Origin of the sequence: Fulvivirga ulvae, from assembly GCF_021389975.1 — a bacterium.
Lineage (GTDB): Bacteria > Bacteroidota > Bacteroidia > Cytophagales > Cyclobacteriaceae > Fulvivirga > Fulvivirga ulvae.
The window spans coordinates 6579927-6602213 of the sequence record NZ_CP089981.1; the positions used below are offsets into that span (position 1 = coordinate 6579927).

General features: G+C 46.4%; 8 protein-coding genes. 1 reads left to right on the forward strand and 7 read right to left on the reverse strand.

The window, feature by feature from the left end:
- Positions 1–3: 3 nt before the first annotated feature.
- The 7 genes from LVD17_RS26970 to LVD17_RS27000 form a co-directional block, all read right to left on the reverse strand.
- Complete coding sequence (locus tag LVD17_RS26970) at positions 4–2619, reverse strand: efflux RND transporter permease subunit (protein WP_233763279.1); 2616 nt, start codon at positions 2617–2619, stop codon at positions 4–6.
- Positions 2620–2713: 94 nt separating this feature from the next.
- Positions 2714–6523 carry a beta-ketoacyl synthase N-terminal-like domain-containing protein gene (locus LVD17_RS26975; protein WP_233763281.1) on the reverse strand — a complete coding sequence of 1270 codons (3810 nt, stop codon included), beginning with the start codon at positions 6521–6523 and terminating at the stop codon, positions 2714–2716.
- Entirely contained in the window at positions 6520–8289 is a 1770-nt protein-coding gene (locus tag LVD17_RS26980) for an aminotransferase class III-fold pyridoxal phosphate-dependent enzyme (RefSeq protein WP_233763283.1), read from the reverse strand. Before LVD17_RS26980 ends, LVD17_RS26975 begins: the two co-directional genes overlap by 4 nt.
- 4 nt (positions 8290–8293) lie before the next feature.
- Entirely contained in the window at positions 8294–18796 is a 10503-nt protein-coding gene (locus LVD17_RS26985; RefSeq protein WP_233763286.1) for an SDR family NAD(P)-dependent oxidoreductase, read from the reverse strand.
- Between the two features lie 105 nt (positions 18797–18901).
- Positions 18902–19489 carry a UpxY family transcription antiterminator gene (locus LVD17_RS26990; RefSeq protein ID WP_233763288.1) on the reverse strand — a complete coding sequence of 196 codons (588 nt, stop codon included), beginning with the start codon at positions 19487–19489 and terminating at the stop codon, positions 18902–18904.
- 879 nt (positions 19490–20368) lie between these two features.
- Positions 20369–20683: a hypothetical protein gene (locus tag LVD17_RS26995; protein ID WP_233763297.1), complete on the reverse strand. Its 315-nt coding sequence runs from the start codon at positions 20681–20683 to the stop codon at positions 20369–20371.
- Positions 20684–20801: 118 nt separating this feature from the next.
- The gene (locus tag LVD17_RS27000) at positions 20802–21332 is read right to left on the reverse strand and encodes a GNAT family N-acetyltransferase (protein WP_233763299.1); all 531 of its coding nucleotides are present in this window, start codon (positions 21330–21332) and stop codon (positions 20802–20804) included.
- Positions 21333–21693: 361 nt separating this feature from the next.
- On the opposite strand from LVD17_RS27000, the gene LVD17_RS27005 reads away from it, so the two are divergent.
- Positions 21694–22185: a CHAP domain-containing protein gene (locus tag LVD17_RS27005; RefSeq protein ID WP_233763305.1), complete on the forward strand. Its 492-nt coding sequence runs from the start codon at positions 21694–21696 to the stop codon at positions 22183–22185.
- Positions 22186–22287 lie beyond the last annotated feature (102 nt).

The following is a 22287-nucleotide window of genomic DNA, read 5'->3' on the forward strand; positions in this document are numbered from 1 at the left end:
ATATTACTTCTGCACTACCATTTCTCCCTGAAGTTTCATTTTGGCCTTTTTTTGGAATTTCGGTTTGAAAACGAGGATCAGGGCCGGCAGTAAAAACAGGTCGCACATGAGGGCTGAGAAGATGGCAATGGAGCCGAACTTACCTACGTTGGCGGTTCCCTGCATGGCTGAAAAGGATAGTATGCCAAACCCCAGCCCTAATACCAAACTGGTAAAGGTAGCGGCCTGGCCTACTTCTTTAATGGTATGGTGTAATGCTGATTTGATGTCACCATCTTCTGCCTTGAGTTTATCTTTATACCGGCTGATAAAATGGACGGTATCGTCTACAGAGATCCCCACTACAACAGGCAGCAGCAACAGGATGTCAATATCTACGGAGTTGCCGGTAAGGCCTAACAAGCCCAATGTAAGCATGGATGGAATGAGGTTGGGAATAATGGCGATCAAACCTCCCTGTAGCGAACCGAATACGAACATCAGTACAATGGTGATGGTTATCAGCACTACTATGATATTTTGCAGTCCGTTACCTGCTATGATCTGCACGAACTTCATGTTCATAGGCAGTGCACCGGTTATGGACACTTTGGTATCCGGGTATTGTTGTTTAAGCTCTGCAATGGTGGCGTCAATGTCCTTGTGCATGCGCTCATAAACTTTCATGTATTTATGGGAGCCTACATTGTACAGTTGCACGGAGATGTGTGATTTGCTGTAGTTATCCGAAACCTGTTTTCTGCGGTCTTCAGGGTTGGCCATGTTGAACATGAAGAGGGTCTGGGCCAGCACGTTCTGTTCATCGGGGATCACGTACATGTCCTCTCTGCCTTCATTCAACGTCTGATTGGCCTTCTTCACAACTTCTACGAGCGATGAGGTGCTTACCACTACTTCGCTGTAGTTTTTCTCCAGGGTACGCTGCAGTTCGTCGATTTTTTTCAGTACAAACGGGTTTTCAAAAGCATTGGCCTTATCGAGATCCAGGTAGATCTCCATGTTGAGGCTGCCCATCATTTTTTCATCAATTATTCTGGCCGACTCTCGGTATGGGTTGCCCTCTACAAACTGGTTGGCAATGTTAGTATCTACTTTGAGCATGGTGGTGCCGTAGATGGTGAGCCCCAATACGATCAGAAAGAAGAAGATAATACCAACAGGATTTTTTCCTACCACTGACAAAACGTTGTCGAGCCTTCTTTGCAGGAAGAGTGAGAAATTGGGGATGTATTTTCCGCTGGTGAAGGTAAACTTCTTTTTCTTCGCCTTATCGGGTAGTCCGGGAGCCCAGGCATCGAGCATCAAGGGCAACAGGAAAATGGTCAGGATACAGGCAAAGGCAACACCTGCGGCGGACATGATCCCAAACACCTGGATACGTGGGATGGGGATAATGAGACATGCCAGCATACCTATAATACTGGTCAGCGCTGTAAGAGTGATGGCCTTATTGGTGGATTTGAATACTTTTTCTACGGATGTGCGACGGTCATAGCCCTGATTGCGGAAAAACAGGAAGCCGGAGAATATATGTGAGGCATCGCACACGCCAATGGTCAGGATCAGCATTACGGTCAGCATCAGGAATACCGTTACTTCCACTTCCATCCAGCCTGCGAGGCCGATGGTCCAGACGGCACTGACTATAACGATCAGGAGTGACCAGACCACTGCGCTGAATGAACGGACGAAGAACCATAGCAATACGGCAATGATCAGCAAAAGTCCCATGTAGATCGGGCCTGCTTCGCTGCTGGCAATAGTCTGCTGCTCATAGGCCAAAGGCGCGTTGCCCACGGCATAGTAGTCGAAGTGCTCTTCGTATTCCGGCTTGTATAAAATGGCATTGATCTCTTCCATTAATGGAACCAGCTCGCTCAAATCGGCATGTTTGAAGCGTACTCGCTCTTCGCTTTTCTTTACTTCTGCTTCGCTGAAATCCTCTACTACAAGTTCATCAAGCGCTTCCAGTTCATCCATAGCCAGCTCCTCAGGTGCTTCCGGCACTTCTCCTTCCGGATCATCAGATGCACCTTCTTCGTCTTCGAGAAGCTCAGTACCAAAGTCCGTTTCTATGAGTATGCCACCGTACTTCATGTCTTTGGAGAAGAAGAGCAGCGGGAAAGACCTTTGTGTCTGGGCAAGCTTGCGAAGCTCCTCGATCTCTGCCTGGGTCCCTGGGATATTCTCACCGATCAGTTGCCGGGAAACCAGTACATCGCCATCAGCCATCAATAGCTGTGCATTGAGGATGGTGTTGACCTTCACAATGTGCTTTAACTGGGTGGAGTCACTGGCATATTTTTCGGCAATGATGTCTTCATAGATCCCCTTTACAGTTTCCAGGGATTTAGGGGAAAATACGTCACCATCCTCAGGTTTGTAAACAATGTAAACACCTTCGTTGCTGCCAAACTGTGCTTTGAACTCGTCCATGGCTACCAGTACGGGGTCGTTTTCCTTAAACCACCCTTCAATGGTCATATCAAATTTGGTTTTGGGTATGCCCAAAAAGGTGAATACTGTAATAGCGACAAAAGCCAACCAGATAATCAGTCTTCTTTTCCGAACCATGTCGGTAACACTTTCCAGAAAATGCGGTTTCGGGTTTTTACTCATAATTACACTTATTAATGATCCTATGGATTTTAAATGCGTACAGGCAACAAATGAAAATACTTGTTACCTGTTTTAGATGTTAAATTTTATCGGTTTATGCTTTTGAAGCTCGTTTTTTCCTTACAGGGGCTTTCTTCGGGTTGGTTTTATTGAAGAAAGCGCTGACCTTTTTAGCTATTTTTTTGCTATTGTCTTTATCGATCACCGAAAAATGATTGGCCTCAACCGGGATAATCTGCACCGGCTTACTCAGCAATTCGTTCCATCCATAATCTTCCGATGCATTCTTATAGGTATCGAGATAACCTTCGGTAGCTTTAAAGAGTAGCACATCCACGGCTGCTGACAATTTTGAAGGCTGATATGCACGGCAAAATTTATCATTGGCTATGGTTGTATGAATGCTTGTAGCGAGTTGCTCTTTGGGAAAGTTGAAGCCGAGGTCTTTGATGTTGTCGTATATGTAATCCACGATCTGGCCTTCAGGCACTTTCTTTAATGCTTCGGCATCCAGGTCTACGTGTTGCCCGGATGAGCTGATGAAGATTGACTTGATCCCCTCTACGAGGTCTTCGATCATATGCCCGTCGGGCAATGTGGGCGACATGCAGTCAACCAGGATCAGTGTCTCCACTTTTTCTTTCTGCTCCAGCAGCATTCTGGCCATTTCATACGCTATGGTACCACCGTTGGAGAAGCCCAGCAAACGGTAAGGGCCTTTGGGTTGTACTTCCTTAATGGCTTCGATATTGGCTTTGGCTATGGCCTCCACACTATCCAGTGATTCTACCTGGCCAATCACCCCCACGGTTTCCAGGCCGTAGAACGGCTGGCTGGTTCCCAGGGCTGAGATCAGGTGTTGGAGGGTGATCACATTGCCATCAGCACCCGGAACGGCAAAAACTGGTCTTTTCCGGCCTTTGGCCTGCATGGGTACCAGTATTCTTCGCTTTAGTGCCTCTTCACCTTCTTCTGCTTTCACCTTCGCCCTGTCACTGGCCTGGCCTGCCCGTGTATTATCCCGGGTGACGTTGAGCTTTTCAATTTTTGGGGCAAAGTGCTCCACCAGGTATCCTGACAGTGTTTTCACCTCTGAGTAATTAAACAAAATGGCCGGTGAAATGGTGATTTCCAACAGGTCGTTGATCTGGGCGATCATGGTGATCAGGCCGATAGAGTTCATGCCCAGGTCCAGGAAGTTGATATCTTCTGCAATTTCAGCCATGGGCTTGTTCAGTTGCAGCGCTATTTCATGTTTTAGGAAGAGCTCCAGTTTATCAACGGGTTGCATGGCTTTGCTTTCTCCGGTCTCTTCATCAGACATAAAAAAGAACCACTCTGCTTTCATAGCGGGTACGCCATTGGCTTTGGCTGTATCCTGTTTAGCAGGTTGCCGGGGCTGTTTTGCTGCAACTGCCGGTTTCTCTGCACCATCCACATCTATCCAGTACCTTTCTTTGGCAAAAGGATAGGCAGGTAAGGATACCGGCCGGGCTTTTTTATTTTCCCAGACCACTTTCCAGTCGATCGGCAGGCCGCTGATCCACAACTGGGCAAGCTGCTGCCACTGTGCTGCCTGTAAGCTCTGGTCCACCATGGTATTGATCATGTCCCTGGTCAGGATATTCACAATGCGGTTTTCTTTGGTGACGTTGATATTTCCGCAGAAGATCCCTTTCTTTTCGAGTGAGGTTCCTTTGCCGGAATCTTTAACCAGCTTTAATTTTTCAAGCAACTCAGTGTGGTTCGAAGCTACTATGGCCAGCCTTTCATCCATATCATCACGCCCTGTTTGCAGGGTGTAGATCATGTTTTGAAATGATATGCCTGCTCCATGGCCTGAAAGGTAATTGATATATGAATCGATGTATTCATCGAGACGCTGTTCATCTTTTGCGGAAAGCACAAACAGTTGCGAAGATGTTGTGGCTTCGTTCTCCGAAGCTACTTCGCGGTTCATGTACTCTTCCAGCACAATATGCAGGTTGACACCGCTATCGGCAAAAGAGTTAAGTCCTGCCCTGATGGGTGTGCTATTGTCTTTGCGCAGTTCGTCAAAAGCCAGCTCTTTATTGGCGATATACAGAGGGTGCGACGGGTTGTCGATATCCAGGAAGGTGTTGGTCTTCTCTCCTGAAATGGTCACCGGAAATTTCTTATGGTAAAGCGACAGGGCCAGCTTGATGAAACCGGCCAGTCCGCTCACGGCTTCGAGGTTGCCGATATTTCCTTTCACGCTTCCCAATGCACAATTTTTCTCTTTGGCTTTGTGTCCTTTAAATACGTTTTTAACGCCTTCGTACTCAAATGAATCTCCCCATTTGGTAGCGTAACCGTCCACTTCAATGTAGTTAACGGATTGCGGGTTTATGAGGGCTTTTTTGTAGCAGTTGGTGATGGCTCCGGTAATGGCTTCGTGTTTAACCTCTGATAAGAAACGGGCATTGCCTCTGTTGCTCTGGTGGCTGGCTTTGATCACACCATAGATTCTGTCATTGTCTCTTTCGGCATCTTCCAGCCTTTTCAAAACCACGGCTGCCACGCCTTCTCCCCTGGTGAAGCCATCAGCATTGTCATCAAACACGCCGCATGTACCGGTGGGCGACAGCATGCCGTATTGCGACAATGAAATATAATCATCGGCGAACAGGTTTAAGGAAACACCTCCTACTACTGCTACGCTGCTTTCCTGATTGGCCAGCGAGTAATAGGCGCGGTTGATGGCTACAGCCGAGCCTGCACAATTGACATTGATGGATTCGCTGGGGCCATAAAGGTCAAACAGGAATGAGAGCCTGTTGGCCAGGTAATAGGTCGGGCTTGATGAGGTAAAGACCGGCCCGTATTTGCCTACGGGGATCTTGTCTATGTTTCTTCTCAGGTAGTTTTCGTACTCTGAATATTCGTAGGCCACATATACACCGGTATCTGATCCTGCCAGGCTTTTTGGCGCTATACCGGCATCCTGAAACGCTTTGTAAACTTCCTGCATCAGCAGCCTTTCCTGAGGGTCGATCAAAAGTGCTTCCTCAGGCTCAAGGTTGAAGAATTCCGGGTCGAAGCGGTCTATATTGCTGAGCAGTGCGCCCCATTTGGACACGGTCTTGCCCGGGGTGGCAGATGGCTCGTAGTAATCTTCCCAGTTCCATCTTGATTTTTCAATTTCCCTGATGCTGTTCTTTCTGTTCATCAGGTTGTCCCAAAAGGCCTGTGCATCGGGTGCGTCCGGAAAGTTGCAGCTCAGGCCGACAATAGCCACATCGCAGGTCTGACGTGGCTGTGTGGCCGGGGTATGGGTTATTGTATGCTTTTTAACTTCATGACCGTTGCCATTGCCGTGATGTTTATGAACGGTGTCATAGTAGAACAGCAGATCGTCGGTATGATGGGTCAATAGGGTTTCAACGATTTCATCCACTGACCGGAATGACCTGTATGAGAGGTCAACATTATATTTTTGATAAATGTAGCGCAGCAGGCTCTGGTGTGACTCCCTGACCAGTTTTCTACCACGCAATGCCCGGTTGGCGCCGGTCTGCCTCAAAGGAGCCGGATTGACCTCCTTTTGCTTTTCGACGGGAGCACTTTGAGGCGCTGCTTCTGCCTGAACCTCAGGCACTTCGTTAGTCTCAGGCTCATGGCTGTCCTCGTCCTCCACGGTTATTTCCTCTTCCAGCAATTCGGCCAGCTCTGTTATATTGCTGACATTGACGAATTTTGAAGGGGCGAGTGTAATGTTGAATTTCTTGGAGATCTTGTTGATCAACTCCATCGAAATGATCGAGTCGATGCCAAAATCTTCAAAATTGGCATTTACATCCAGCTTACCGGCAGGAAGCCTTAAAGTGGTTTCGAAGATCGTGGTGATCTCCTGTAATACATTGTGTGTGGTTGCTACCGTCATATCATCACTCCTTTCTCCTGGAAATTTTTCAAATCAGAAACGATCAAATCACGTAGTTTTTCTATTTGATCATCTTTTTTCGGTTCCTGTACGGGTTTGTTGGGTTTATCTGCACGGGCAGGTGTAGCCGCGTGTACTTCTTCCTGCGTATCGTCTTCTTCTGCCGTATCAGACTCATAGAAGAAGCCTTCTTTCAGCAGGGTATCTGCGCTTTGCTTAATCGCTTTTATGATGGCCTTTATATCCTTGTCGGAATGGGCAACGGTAAGGAAGCAGTTACCTGACGGACTGGTCTCCACGCCATTCATTCTCATTAAGATCATCAGCAGTTCTTTCACTACGCCATTGGGGTCGTCGAGGAATCTGAACCTGAATAATGAGCTGAAGTATTCAATCACTATGGGTACTCTTTTCATGACAAAGAAAGAGTTCAGTTCTTCGCACATGAGCATGGTCTTTTCGTTCAGATCCTGTAAAAAACAGGCATTGGGCTCGCATGCATCCTTTCCTGAGGCCGAGCACCTTTTCTTAATCTCCGTAAGTATGGCCAGTGTAGCGGCCAGCTTGATCGGGTTTCTGGTGTGTGTACCTGCCATGAGGGCTTTTTTCACACTCGGCATGGAGTTGTCGTCGTAATCAAACACGCCTCCATCTACGAAGTTCATGTATTTGGCCGGGCCGGCGATCATACCTGAGGGCATGCCTCCTGCGGGGATCTTGCCATAGGTGGCCAGGTCGCCTTTGATTTTCCAGAGGCCCTGTACACCATTGCAGCAAGCCCTGAAGCCAGTGATCATTTCATCCATGATCAGCAGGATACCGCTTTCCAGGGTCAGCTTGCGCACTTCTTTCAGAAATTCTATGGGCTGGTTGGCAGGGTTTCGTGATTGCACGGGTTCTACCAGCACGCCAGCTATCTCATCGGCCCGCTCTTCAATGACGTTGAGGTGGTCCATATTGCCATAGTCGAGCACGATCAGCTCATCAGCAAACTCCTGTAGCATACCCAGCCCCATGGCAATGCTGTTGCCAAACTGGTCTTTGGCGGCAAGCACGGCATCGGACAAGCCATGAAATGCTCCTTCAAAAATGACTATTTTCTTCTTTTGTGTGGCTGCCCGGGCAATCCTAACGGCCCACATTACTGCTTCGGTGCCTGACTGTGTAAGGAGTACACGCTCATGCCCTGTAAGCTCGCTGAATAGTTTGGTCACCTGGGTGAGCTCTTCGGTATAGCCTACCAGCGGGTATCCTTTATCGAGCCGGTTTACGATGGCTTCTTTGATAAAGGCCGGCTGGTGCCCAAAAAGGTTGACACCATTGTCGCTGGCAATATCGATGTATTTGTTGCCATCGATATCATACAGGTATGCACCGTCACCTTTTTCGTAGGTCAGGTGAAACTGTAGCGGTTTCAAAGCCTTTTTCAGCCCACCGGTCTTCCTCTGATCTACCAGATGTGTTTGGTGCCTTGATGCATTCTCCTTGGATTTGGGGGCTGTTTTTGCCAGCTCCAGGGCCATTTTTTCAATAAACTGCTTATGTCTCTCTTCCAGTTGCAGCTCTGTCATTGCCTTCATGATATTACCCTTTTGGCCGGAAGAACCGTTCCCTGCTGCTTTGTCACCTTTGGAGAGGTGCATTTTCAGCTTGGAAACCATGTAGTTTTTCTCGTTCTCGGGTAATTCTTCAAAGAGTTTTAAAGCTTCTTTCTTCTCAATCTTCTTTGAAACAATTTTTTCTAATATGTCATCAATTGCTGTCATGGCTTTAGTATAGATCTTTTAATAATTTATCGAAACTGATCTCTGTGTCTTCTGCTTCGGCGTATTCTGCTCCTTCGGGGTTTTGATCATGCATAGTGTTCAGCAGCATTTCAAAATCTCTGTAGGTGTCTTTAACAGCATGGTTTAAAGCATTATCGAATGCGAGGGACTTTATTTTAATGCATACTCTGCCCGTAGCATCGGTCAGGTCAATATCCACTTTCAATATTCTGTCGCCGGGTTTGCTTCCTTTGGCATATCGCACCCAGGCAAACATTTCTTTCTGGCAGGGGGCGAGCAATCTCAGTGCCCCGGCTTCAAAAGGCAGCACGGGGCTGTCTGACTGCGCACTGAAACCCATCAGCAATCCGGTGGCCACCTGCAAGGCGCTTTCCATCATGGCCGGATGCAGGCTATATTCTTCGAGGTTATCGTCCCCTGATCCGGGCAGGCTTAGGCTGGCAAGCACCTGGTTATCACCCTGATAAAGCTCACTGATGGCTCTAAGTGCCGGGCCGTATCCTATTCCCATTTGCTCCAGGGCCTGATAAAGGACTCCCTGATCTAATGGTTCTGTTTCAAAATGGGTTTTAAGCTGCTCAATATCCAGCTTTGCAGGGGGCTGGCCTCCTCCTAATGTCACCTGGCCATGGCAGTGAACAATTTCCTCTTCGCCTTCCATGCTGTAGATCTCGTAGTCTATTTCCTCCTGATCATTCTCAAAAAGGGCTATGCTCACCTGTTTGTCTTCAGAAATTTTCAACTGCTCTCCCCATGAAGTGTTGTACATCTCCAGGGTATTGGCCTCACCGGTATCCGGCAGTGCCTTTTCTACGGCCGCGCGGGCCATTTCCAGGAAAGCGGTAAGCGGCATCGCGCTCTGGTCTCCAAGTTTGTAACCGGAAATAAAGAATTCTTTACCACTGAAATTTGAGGTGTAGCTCTGCTGGCTCAAAACGGAAGAGTTGTAGTGCAGCATCGGATGCAGCTTTTCGAACTCTCCTTGTTTCGGTTTTTCGCTGTTTTCCAGATTAAACCAGTATCGCTCACGGGCAAAGGGATATGTAGGCAGGCTTAAGCGCCGTGGCTTCCCTGATTTATACAGTTGATACCAGTCTACTTCGATACCTTTTACCCAGGCCTGGGCCAGTTTAGCAAAGTCTTTATCAGTAAAACACTGGCTTACAAGTGCCTCGGCGGAGTGATGGCTGGTACCTTCAACAAATTCAGTACTCGTTTTTTGTGTAACACGCCCGAAATAAACTTCCTCTGCGTTTTCCTCTCCGTTGAGATAGCTCGTCAGTTTTTCTTTCAGTTCATCACGGGAGTTCACCACCAGGCTTAAGCGCTCTGCCATTTCATCCCTGCCCACCTGCAGGGTAAAGGCAAGGTCTGTCAGCTCATCATCATACTTCTCCACATGGGCGAGCAGCAGCTCTGCATAGGCTTTGAGCCGGTCTTCATTTTTTGCTGAAAGTACAATGATATGTGGGCCTTCCAATCTCACGGCCTGCTCCTGTTTAGGAACGTACTCTTCCAGTACCACATGGGCATTGGCGCCACCAAAACCGAAGGAGCTAACTCCTGCCCTTCTTGGAATTGGGTTACCCAGATCATCTTTAAAAGGCTCCCAGTCTTTGGTTTTGTCTACAATGTAGAGTGGGCTATCCTTGAGGTTGATGTATGGGTTAAGTTCTTTAAAGTGCAATGTGGCCGGTATCTTCTTATGCTTCAGGGATAGCAATACCTTGAGCATACCTGCGATCCCTGCTGCGGTTTCCAGGTGACCAATATTGGTCTTTACGGTAGTGAGCCCGCAATGTGGTTTATCTCCGGGAGTTTTATTGTTCCTTTTGTAGAGTTCCGAGAAGGTTTTGTTCATGGCCTGGATCTCTATAGGATCTCCAAGACTGGTGCCTGTACCGTGGCATTCGATAAACCCGATCGTAGACGGGTCAACCTGTGCTTTGGTGTAGGCTTCCACCAATAAATCTGTCTGTGCCACCGGGTTAGGTGCGGTAAGCATGGTCACCCGGCCACCGTGGTTTTCGGTAGTGGCTTTGATCACGGCATAGATGTGGTCATTATCGGCTTCGGCTTTATCCAGCGGTTTCAGGAATATAGCTCCCGAGCCTTCTCCCCTTACGTATCCGTTGGCACTCTTATCGAAGGTTTTACATTTACCATCGCCACTCAGCATGCCTGCCATACCAAAGGAAATATAAGCCGCAGGTGTGAGCATCAACTGCACACCACCCACTATAGCCATGTCACTGCTACCGGTATGGATAGATTCGATAGCCCGGTGTACAGCAATCAGGGAGCTGGAACAGGCGGTATCCAGAGGCGCACTTGGCCCTCTCAGATTAAGCAGGAACGAAACCCTGTTGACCAGTACGGAGTGTGAGTTTCCTGAAGCGGTATATCCATCAAGTGGAATGTGCTTGTCTACCAATGAATCGGCATAATCGCGGGTGGCAACTCCCACAAACAGTCCTGTTTTTGTGCCTGAAAGGTCAGAGACCTTGTGTCCTGAATCTTCAATAGCTTTCCAGACGGTTTCGAGAAAGATCCTTTGCTGAGGATCCATCATTTCAGCTTCCCTTGGTGAAATTCCGAAAAACAACGGATCGAATTTATCCACGTCTTTCATGAAGCCACCCCATTTGGAGTTGGTCTTGTTTTTCTCTTTGAAAGGGTCTCCATCGTAATCTTCCCAGTTCCAACGATCTCTTGGGATTACGGTGATGAGGTTTCTCTCATTCTCGAGGTTGTCCCAGAATTCTTCAAGGTCTTTGGACTCGGGCATAACGCCACTCATGCCTACAATGGCAATAGGCTGGTCTATGAACCTGCTCTCGGTGGACAACCCTTTGCCTCCTGAAACTACCGTCTGATCATCAAACGCACGGGAGTCAAACCCTTTATTGATGCTAAATGAAATGCTGTTGTCACCGGAAGGCTGCTCGCTCTTAGGTGCGGTTTGAGGTGCCGCTGCCCCGGCATTTGAAGAGGCAGAAGCTCCTGCAACCTTGTGAACACTCAGCACTTCGGCTTTATGTTCTCTGGAAATAAACCCGGCAATTTCTTTGATCGATGGGTATTCGAAGAAAAGTACGGGGGTTACATCCAGCTTATATTTTTCGTTGATCCTGTTAGCATAGGTGGTCAGGCCTATGGAGTCAAATCCAAGGTCCAGCAATATTTTGTCCAACTCAATATCTTCAGGGTCCAGCTTCAGCAGCTCCATAACAAGCTCTGACAAGGCATCCTGTACCAGGTTGAAGACTTCTTTGTCGGACTGTTGATCTCCGGAAGCTTCTCCTGCCGCAACTGTATTATCTTCGGCCTGTACAGGTTCAGGCTCTTCCACTTCTTTGATGCCCCAGGCTTTCTCGATCTTCTCCTGCACGCCCTCCAGTACCACAAACTGACTCTTACCTGCATGCAGACCTTTTTCAAAAGCTTCCAAACCTGTCTCAATGCTCAGGGGCTTGATACCCAGGTTTTTCTTAAAGAATATCTCTGTTTGCTCATCGAGCTGCATGCCTCCGTCGGCCCATAAAGACCAGTTTAAACTGAAGGTCACTCCCGAACGCTCTCCCTGCTCATAGAGGAATTGTCGTCTGGCAGCAAAGGAGTCCATAAAGTGGTTGGCAAACGAGTAGTCGCACTGCCCGGCATTGCCACCAACAGCCGCCAGTGATGAGAATGTAACGAAGAAGTCGAGGTTTTCAGCTTTTGTGGCTTCGTCCAGGTGGCGCGTTCCGTAAACTTTCGGGGCAAAAACCGCCTCCATTTCTTCACGTGTCTTGTTCCTGAGATAGGAATCCCTGAGGACTCCCGCACTATGGATAATACCGTTAACGGCTCCGAATTTAGCTTTGGTTTCCTTTATGAGACGCTCGACGTCATTGTATTTAGAAACATCTGCAGACAGATACAGCACTTCTGCTCCTGCTTCAGTGAGTTTATCAAGCTCCGCTTTGCGCTCATCTGAAAGCTTTGACCTTCCTGTAAGTACCAGGCGGGCTTTGCACTCGCCGGCCAGGTACCGGGCAAAAATCAGCCCCAGGCCTCCGGCTCCACCGGTAATGATGTACACGCCTTTTTCTTTAAGCCCCAGATCATGTGCCGGGGCAGAATTTTCTGCTTCCTGTAAAGAGAATTCCTTTACTTTTCTCACATAACGGGCGTCTTCCTCATAGCGAACGGTCGTAGCTTTTTTAGCAGATGGGTCAAACTCCGCCAGGATAACATCCAGTATTTTTTCATAGGATACTTTGGATTGCCTGATCTCGAGGATCTTGCATTGCATTTTAGACTGCTCGAGTTGCAAGGTTTTGGCAAACCCGTTGATGGCTTCATAGTGTGGCTGTGTAGTCCCCTCCTGACCCAGGTACACGTATTCTAACTGGACTTTGTCGAGTTTTTGTGCTATCAGGGTTTGGCAAAGGGTAAGGAATGCATAAACACCCTTGTCCAACTGTCTACCCAAAAAACCTTCGCTGTATTCGGTTTCCTTAACAGAGTTATCAACCGGCCATGCAAAGCATATTTTGTCTATGGAGTCTTTATTGAGGGACTCAAAAAGCTGCTTGAAATCATCCGGGTTTTGTGGGTTGATAGTATAAACCTGGTCGCCTGAATTGGCATAAGCCTTTCCGGGCTGTACCCGTATAATTTCTCCTGAGTTTTTGTACTTGTTTTTGTATGCCTTTTGCAGTTTGTCATCTGCATCAAAAAGCAAAACAGTTCCAAGTTTATCAGGCTGTACCTGCACCTCCAATGGGGTTTCCTCCCATTCGTGACCATAATACAGTTTTGTATATTCGCTATCATCTCCCTTTTGACCAGGCTTTTCATGAACGCTGACGAGCGGCACTCCGATCGATTCTTTGATCCTGGTGAGGATCAAGCCGTCTTCATCCACAATGAAAACGTTTACTTTGGAAACTTTGGAGTTAGGCTCATTGACCTTTCTTACATAGCTGTAACATTTGGGTTTGAGCGGTTGCAATACTTCCACTTCGCCGATAGAGTATGGCACGAACATCTCCCCGGTTTGCGCCCCAAGCTGTGCTGCCATACCTGCCTGAAATGAACCGTCAACCAGTGACGGGTGCAGCAGGTAATCGTTGAAGTCGCTGTTGCGGGCTTCGGGTATCTGTAGCTCACCCAGTATCTCGTCGTTGTCTTTGTAGATGTCCTGAAGTACCTGGAAGCTTGGCCCCAGATCGAGCCCAAGTGACTTGAAGAGTGGATAGGCTTCTTTTCCATCAGTAACTTTTGAGCACCTGGCCTTGATTTCGGAAAATCCTTCAATGTATTCAGGGCCGGCTTCTATCTCTTGGTTGGTGGCGTATATCAGTTTTCCCTGTGAGTACACCTGCCTGCCACTCTCTTCCTGGCTGAATACTTCAAACTGAACGGATTCACCACTGGGTTTTAATTCTATAAATACTTCTCTCGGGATAGAGTTGACCACGGTAAGTGGGCTCAGCCAGAGGATATTTTTGATCTTTTGTACTTTCCTGCCTGCTGCAAGCTCTCCGGCTTTACGGGCAAAATCCAGATAGGCCACACCTGGCAAAGTAGGAATTTCCGATACGAGGTGATCGTAAATAAAGAAGTCTTTGTCGTGGAAGGTTTTCTTAAATATCTGCCTTTCGAAGGTAGATTCGTTGGAGTCGATCAGCGGATGAAGGGCAGATGTGGATTGCAGGGCCAGCTTGGGCGATTCCGACACATCGGAAATCCAATGGCGTTTATCTGCAAAAGGATAGGTGGGCAAGGGCACCTTTTTTCCTGTTTCCAGGGCCTGTATGCCCTGCCAGTCTGCCAGCAGACCGTCGTTCCAGAGTTGCGCCAGTTTACGCAAGTCACCACTCTGGGAAAGCATTTTTATAAATTCTTCCTTCTCTTTTCTGCTCAATAAGCGGGTGATGCCTTCGCTGTTTTTCGCCTCACCGGTGATCATGCTGTCATCCCTCCTGCCTTCTATGAACAGGGTGAGCTTTTGAACCAGTTCTTTTTTGGTTTTGGCGATGATCACCAGACGCTGATCAAAAGATTTTCTGCCTACACGAAGCGTGTGTGCTATATCTCCAAGATCAAGTGGTGCTACACTGGCGATATCCCTTTCCAGGAACTCGCGCAAACGAAGTGCTACCTGCTTCAACTGGTCTTCGTTTCTTGCTGAAATCGGTATGATCTGGTCTTTAGGCTTATCAGGGGTTTCCTTCTGTTGGGTAACAGGGACTTTATACTCTTCAATCACCACATGGGCGTTGGCACCCCCTGCCCCAAAGGAGCTGATACCTGCACGAAGCGGATACTCAATACCATCAATTACCTTCGGCTTCCAGTCTTCTACTCCTTGTTCAACATAAAACGGTGAATTCTCAAAATCTATGAATGGGTTTAACTCCGCTGAATGCAGCGACGGAACGAGTTTCCGGTGTTTCATCTGTAGAAGCACCTTATGGAGCCCTACAATACCTGCGGCTGCTTCGAGGTGGCCGATATTCGTTTTTACCGAGCCGATAGAGCAGCCTTGTTTATCTACATTATAATCCTGAAAAGCAGTGGTAAGGCCAGATATTTCGATGGGGTCACCCAGTTCTGTTCCTGTTCCGTGTGCTTCTACATAACCAATGGTGCGGGCATCGACTTTTCCGTTTTCAAGGGCCGTACTTACCACGTGTGCCTGTGATTTAGGGCTCGGCACCATGAAACCACTGGTCTTTCCTCCGTGGTTAATGGCTATACCTTTGATCACACCATAAATGTGGTCACCATCTTTTTCAGCTTTGTCCAGTGGCTTGATCAGGACTGCACCCACTCCTTCTCCGGCTACATAGCCATTGGCTCCTTTTCCGAATGTACGGCATACACCGTCTGCAGAAAGGGCTCCGCCACTTTTATTGATATCTATTTTGCTCTGGTGTACATCCAGGTTAACTCCTCCTACAATGGCGCTTGAGCATTCTCCTTTATAGATGGCTTCACAGGCCAGGTACAAAGCACTAAGGCTTGATGAACAGGCGGTATCTATGGGCAAACTAGGCCCAGAAAGGTTAAATGCATAGGATACTCTGTTGGCAATACCCCATAAGTGTGAGCTGGGGCTTGCAAAAGTTCCCTTAAGTTTCTCCTCCGTGCCTAGTACCTGATAGAGTGTCCATACTGCACCAACATAGACCCCAATATTTCTTGGGGCATCGTCTTCTGTAAGTGTTTCAGGGTAGTAGCCTGCGTCTTCAAGCGCTTCCCAGGCCACTTCCAGGAACAGCCTCTCCTGCGGGTCGAGATATTCGGCTTCGCGTGGGGAAATGTTGAAGAACAGTGAATCGAACTTATCGATATCATCGATGAAACCGCCGCGATATTTCTCTGAGAATTTATTGCGAAGTCGCTGTTCGAAACGGGTATCGGGAATATCTTCAATACAGTCTTTCCCCTGGATCAAATTCTCCCAAAACTCGTTCATGTTTTTAGCCTTGGGGTAGCGGCCTGCTATTCCGACAATGGCAATGTCACCGGCGTTGCGAGGCTGGGCATGCTGCATTTCCTGACCCGATGCGCTTTCCGAAGGCCTCGCTTCACCACCGGCAACCGCAGGTTTCTCCGGACTTTTCTGACCCGCCGGAGAAGCGCCTGCTTCAGACGCTTTGGTAGTGACCTGCGCTGAGGTATTGTGGTATTTTTTTAGCCTGAAGCTAGCATGGATATTCCCGAAGGTATCTGCCTGGCTGCCTTCCAGCATTATTTCAGGGATATTGACCTTATTTTTAAAGGCCTGCACCAGTTTATAAATGATCTCCTCAGCCTGCTTCTGCTTTAAGCCTACGGGAATGGCCAGGCGCACGAGGTTATTGATCGTGGTATCTTTCTGCATGCCTACATTGTGTGCCCCTCCCCGAATACCTGTATTCAGGTACAGCCAGGATACAAATGAGGGCACAGGATGCTCAAAGGCTTTGAATTCCGGAATTTGCTTGACATCAATCAATATGCAGTGGCCTAAAGCCGGCTGCACAACCGGAAGGCCATGCTGCTTTAATTCACTCCATATTTTGCGCACCATTTGTGCCCTGTTCCTAACGCCGGTTTCAATCTTGCTGCGGTTATGGAAAGAAAGAGCCACTACCTTTTTGTCGATAACGTCAAGCCCAATACCTTCTGCCTGGATCAGGTCCTGAATTTTATGGAAAAGTGCAGCATCATTAGTAGCGATCAGGCCACCTTTGTCTACACAAAAATCCTTGGCCAGGCTAGTGACCATAGCGTCGGCATGTGATGCCATTTCGCGCACTACATCCCATACATCTTTGCCTGCATATTCTGTTTCATGCTCTATGATGAACAGTGCATTTTCTACAATCCTGGTGCTGTCAAAAACCAGAGGGATGGCATGTTCCGTGAGCAATGCTTTAACTTCTCTGAGGTGCTGCATGGATACGGGTGTACCTCCGGCAGCATTGTTGTCCGTCTCGATCAGGACAAAGGCTATGGATTTCGGGTCTTTTTCTACCTGCTGTTTAAGGGCTTCCCAGTTGAGGTTCCCTTTATACAGTTCTTCGGAGGCCAGATTAAAAACCTCGGGGTGTGGCAATTCTTTTGGGGTGAAGCCATTTTCAATCTGATGAAAAATGGTAGTCGGGAACAGCAGGTTTTGGAGCACTATGCCTTTTTTGGGCCATGCTTTACAGAACGCATGCTCTGCAGTACGGCCTGCGGTGGTCAGTGCAAAATGGGAAAATGGGAAAATGCTCCTCAGACTGTCTTCGATGCTTACAGGTTGCTGTAGCTGGGTGTAAAGGTAGCTCAACTGGCTTTGAATGGCCGGAAGGGCCAGTTGCGCCCAGGAGTCTGTTTTCAAATCAAGTTCAACCTGCTTGTCAGGAATATTCAATGGGTTGAAGCCATAGTCCGATAGCATGACAGACCGCTCCTCCCCTGCTATCACCACATTTTCAGCAGGCTGGCTTCCCTTAAGCGGTTGAGGTGCTTCGATAGCTTTTGAGGTTGCCTCCCCGGCTTTCGCTTCCGGGGTAGCTGTTGGCTGCTGTGCGGAGGTGTAAGTATGGTTTTCTTCATCAGAGGTTTGCATTTTGATCGGGTCTGCAATCATCATGATGATGTCGGTTACATTATCGGCACTGCTTCCCACTGCCCGGCAAAGGAAAACGGTGTTGTGTTCGGGCCTGAATTTATTCTTGAATTGCAGGTTGCCTTCATCGTTGAAGATGTTTTGTTCGCGCAGGTAATCCAGTGTTTTTTCCAGATCGGGATCGGCGTTGGATGAATCGGCAAGTTTGCAACCATAGGTGCCTCCCAAGCTAAGTGTACTGCATCCTTCAGCGGCAAGAACATCAATAATGTTTACAATGGCGTATTCCAGCCCTCCGAGAGGCATGTCCTGAGGGTAAAACTCCAGATCCATCAAATAACCGTTTTCCTCAGAAGACAGCTTTGAGATGAGGATGACATTTTGCAGTACATCGTCAAGGTAAGTCAGGAAAAGCCGGTGCTCGGAGCTTAATTTGCCTGTCAGGATCTCTTCTTTTACCATATGGATCAGCGGGTTCACCATAGTCCTTGGTGCGCACCACTGATCAATAATATCTGCAATACTCTGGTCGGTTTCTTTATTGGAGCCGTTTTGGTATTCTTCAGTCCTGCATTTACCGGTACCTTCAAACTTGGATACCTGGTAGCGCAGCCGTCTCATTTTGCTCCCTTTAAGGGTAAAACCTTCAATGCCAACCCTGGATATGACGCCGAATGGTGTAGCGGTAAACAAAGCCCCTCCTATGGCATCAATTTCTTCAGAGGTGAACATATTAAGTTCGAATTTGCGCTCAGTACAATACCTGTACATCTCCTCTGCCAGTGTGGCAAAGTAGTCTTCCGGGCCCGTGTAGGTATAAACGAGGATAATGTTTTTGCTTCGGCTGTAGTTAAAAAAGCCTCGTTTTTCGCTACCAATGAACAGGTTGGGGGCGATATTTCTGGTACCTCGCGAGGATGAGCCTTCGTTTTTGTGCTGATCGAAGAGGGTTTTAACCAACCTGCCAAGGTCGGGATGCTTGTAGGCCTCCGTTTCCAGTATACGAACAGGACCTCCTGAAAAGCTCTCCGGCTCAGGCTTTGACACGGTAGCTTCATTTGTCCGGATCACGGGTTCAGAGGCTGCCTGGGTAGTGGCAGCCGGCGCAGAATTGCCATTGGCGAACTTTTTAGCAAGTGCCTCCTCATGCTTATTGACAAAATAGTTGCTTAAATCATCAATATTGAAATTTTCAAAAAGCAGGGTTTTGGGCAGGGTACCAAACTCTTCTTCCAATTTTTTGATAACCTGTAAAACACGAAACGAATCTATTCCCAGCTCCTGAAATGGAGTGGACGTATCATGATCCCCGACCGATATTTGAGCAACCTCAGCTATAAGGTTTTTGAGATAGCCATCTGTAGACTCTAATAGTATTTCCTTGTCTGTCATTTTTCTAATTAGACTCAATTATCACTAAACTGATATTGTATATAAATAGCACCAGAATGATACCGTACGGAAGTACGGATTTATGAAGTATGCCGCGACTGGCAATCAGGATGTTAAAGTGCCTTTTTCGAATGCGTGCTTCCTTTTGACCATATTTCTACAGATATCAATGAACACTGTCTGGTTAATAGCATTGAGGCGTATGCCAAACTTGGTTTTGGATTGCTGCTCCAGGAGCACGCCTTCATAGCCTGCCAGCGGGCCACTGATTATCTCCACTGTTTCACCTTTACTAAAATCAGGTACTACTGAGAGTTCCTGGTCCAGGTTGATCATCCGCTTTATGCCTTCTATGCACTTACGGCTGATTTTTGAAGGTTTCCCTCCACAATGTATATAGGTGGTGATTTTACGGGTCTGGCAGATCTTATACAGTTGACATTCCTGTGTGTTCACAAAAATGTAGCTGGGAAAAAGCACCTGATCTATTATTTTCTTCTGGCGGTTGTTCCAGACCCGCATTGTTTTGGTTATTGGCAAAAAGACATCGTAGCCTTTGATCAATAACTCCCTTTGAGCCACTTTTTCTGCTCGTGGGGCGGTGTAAAAGATATACCAACTTGTTTTTTGCTTCAGTTCGGACATATCATTACTGACATCCATCCGAAATGGTTGCTTGGGGCTATGGGGCATAATTTTTAAAGTTGACTTGATACAGCTTCGCTTGGTCAATTAGCAAGCATGCATTTGACTAAAAAAACTGAAATCGTAGAAGATGAATTTGACAGGATTGGGTCATTTCCTTCAAATTTCCTTTAAGCATATGAGCTTTGAAGATGAATCATATTTCCTTTTTTTCCAAATTCCCAGAACAAATATTATCTAAGTTTTTTTCGGCCTGTTTTACTTGTTTTGCGCACATATGACGTACGACAAAAGCACTTTCTGCAGGGTTATTCCTCTGACTTTCCGAGAGATACCGCCATTTATTGAAAGTTAGAATTGGCTCGTTTCCGGGCAATATTTTCAGAGAAAAACAGGCATTTATTTTTGTTTAGATCAATTCAAAATTAGGATTTAAGGCTCGAAAAATCTCCAACCTGGGCTCGAATACCCCTGTGTTGTGAGGGAAAAAACACCCCAAATTCGGCTAAAATCCACATTACATGGTTAAACATGTAATTTTTTCAGCCTCTTGACGGGAGTGATTCAGGGCAACTAAAAAGTGTCTTTAGACCTGTGTCCAAACTTCCACTTTGAACCTTTGAACATTTTCATTTCAAACCATTGCGGTAACGGTTTCGGTTTTTGACTAAATACGGAACAGAAGTAAAATACCAAGTCGAAGGTTCATTGTGAACTTTCGATTAAGTCAACTTTAAGACAGGGTTATTTTTACTTTTTGAACCTTCGGTTTCTTAATGAATTTTTGATATGGTTTTGGAGGGTTTATAAGTAAGTAGTATGAGGAGCACATGATAAATTTAGTCATACATAAAATCCTGCCAAGGCAGGCTTTACCAATCTTTTAACAGTTGATAAAGCCTCTGTTAAGTTCTGTTAAATATAATTTTAATGGTTAAATAGCTCTTCGGAGCAAGCAACTAATTTCATTACCTCAATTTCCGGAGAGCCCTCCAGACCACTGTCATCCCGTTGTTTTTGGAAAGACAGGAACGAAGGCACCTGAAGTAGTTGTTTTTGTATTTCCTCGTTTTTGTAATGGGATATATGGACAAAGGTTTTCCCATCTCCGCATATATAAGACATGTAACGAAAATCTCTGGTATTCATTTTTTTGAAATCAACCATAAAACGATTGATATTTTCCTGGTTCTTATTTACAAATTCCGCTTTTACAGTGTAGGTTACTTTTACAGTTATCATTTTTGTTTGTTTTGGATGTTATATATCTGAGACAAATAAAATGGCTTATGCGTGACAGATATTTCCGTTTTTTTTAGAATGGATATCAACAGTGACTTTGACCTAATTAAACTGAGTTTTACCGGTAAAACTCTTCGGGATATTCTACTATACCTTTCACGCCGTCCAAACTGTTTATCATAAGTTCTATGATCATACAGTTTTCCCCTGGAGCATCAAAGGGCAATTGAATACCAAAACTTTCTGCCGGCCTGTATCCAAATTTCGGATAATATTTTTCATGTCCGAGAAGTACCACGGAACCATATCCCAATTCTCTGGCTTTTCCGTGCGCATATCTAATCAGCATACCTCCAATTCCTTGTTTTTGGTATTGCGGAAGTACCGAAACGGGTGCTAGTGCCAGGGAATCAAATTTATCCATTTCGTTTTCTATGGTAACTCTGGTAAGCAAAATATGTCCAATAACCCTTTTATCCATTTCGGCCACTATGGACAATTCCGGAATAAAGGCCTGCGACTTTCTTAAACGTTCTACCAGAAAATGCTCGGCATGATCGCTCATGGGTTCCGTTCTGAAAGCCTCTTCTATCAGATCAAAAACTGCAGTATAATCGCTCTCTTTTTCTTGTCTAATATTTACTGTCATATGTTTTTATGGGTTACTCCTGGTAGTTTTAACATTTAAAATACGGAAGTTGATCATCAATTTGCACTTTGTTTTGTCCAAAGGGCAAGAATGATACAAATATTGAATATCCAATGAAAGGGATAATAGGCTATAAAATAAAAATTCCGGCAATTGGCAGGATTAAACACCTGAAGAACCGACCAGGCCCGTAAGTCATTATCAATCAGACAAGTAAATTAATCTAAAAAATATTTATAATACTTTTTACCATAATTAATGATCATTTATTGAATTAATTAAAGTGTAATTATTAATTTTATTTAGGAGTAAGTCGAAAATCCTACAAATAGAGTAGACATTAAATCAACCAAATAAACTAATGAAAACAACCTTAAACCTTTTTTTCGCATGTTTGTTTTTAGCCCTTTTGGCATGTAGTGAGGAAACTATTGAAGTAAAAACCCCGGATCAGGAAATTGCACTCAGTGAACGGAATACCCAGCCTGGCAAGGAGTCCTCAAATGATGCACGCCTTTTGCCCGGGGAATGCAGGTATGCATATCCTGACAACTGCACACTTTATGTATCCTGTAGATTAGCTGCGGGAGGTTTCAGCCAGTGGGGATTTGATGCTTCAACATACTCGGCAAAATTGAGTATGATTAATACTTCCAGTGGCCATGTTCCAAGATATGGGGATGTAGCCATATTTAATACAGGAACCCAATGGGGACATATGGCCTTTGTAGAATGGCGCGATCCCAGTACCGGTCAAATTCATATAAGCGAAACCAACTGGAATGGACAGGACTTTAGCTGGAGAACCACCACCGGCACCTTCCCTGGCTTGATGGGATATCATCGTCCTTAAGTAAGCCGAAGTTTTACAGTTTTAATAACCAAGCATTTGTAATATAACCACAGGAATGCTTGGTTATCGCTTTGCTCCCTTCCAATACAATTAAGATTGATT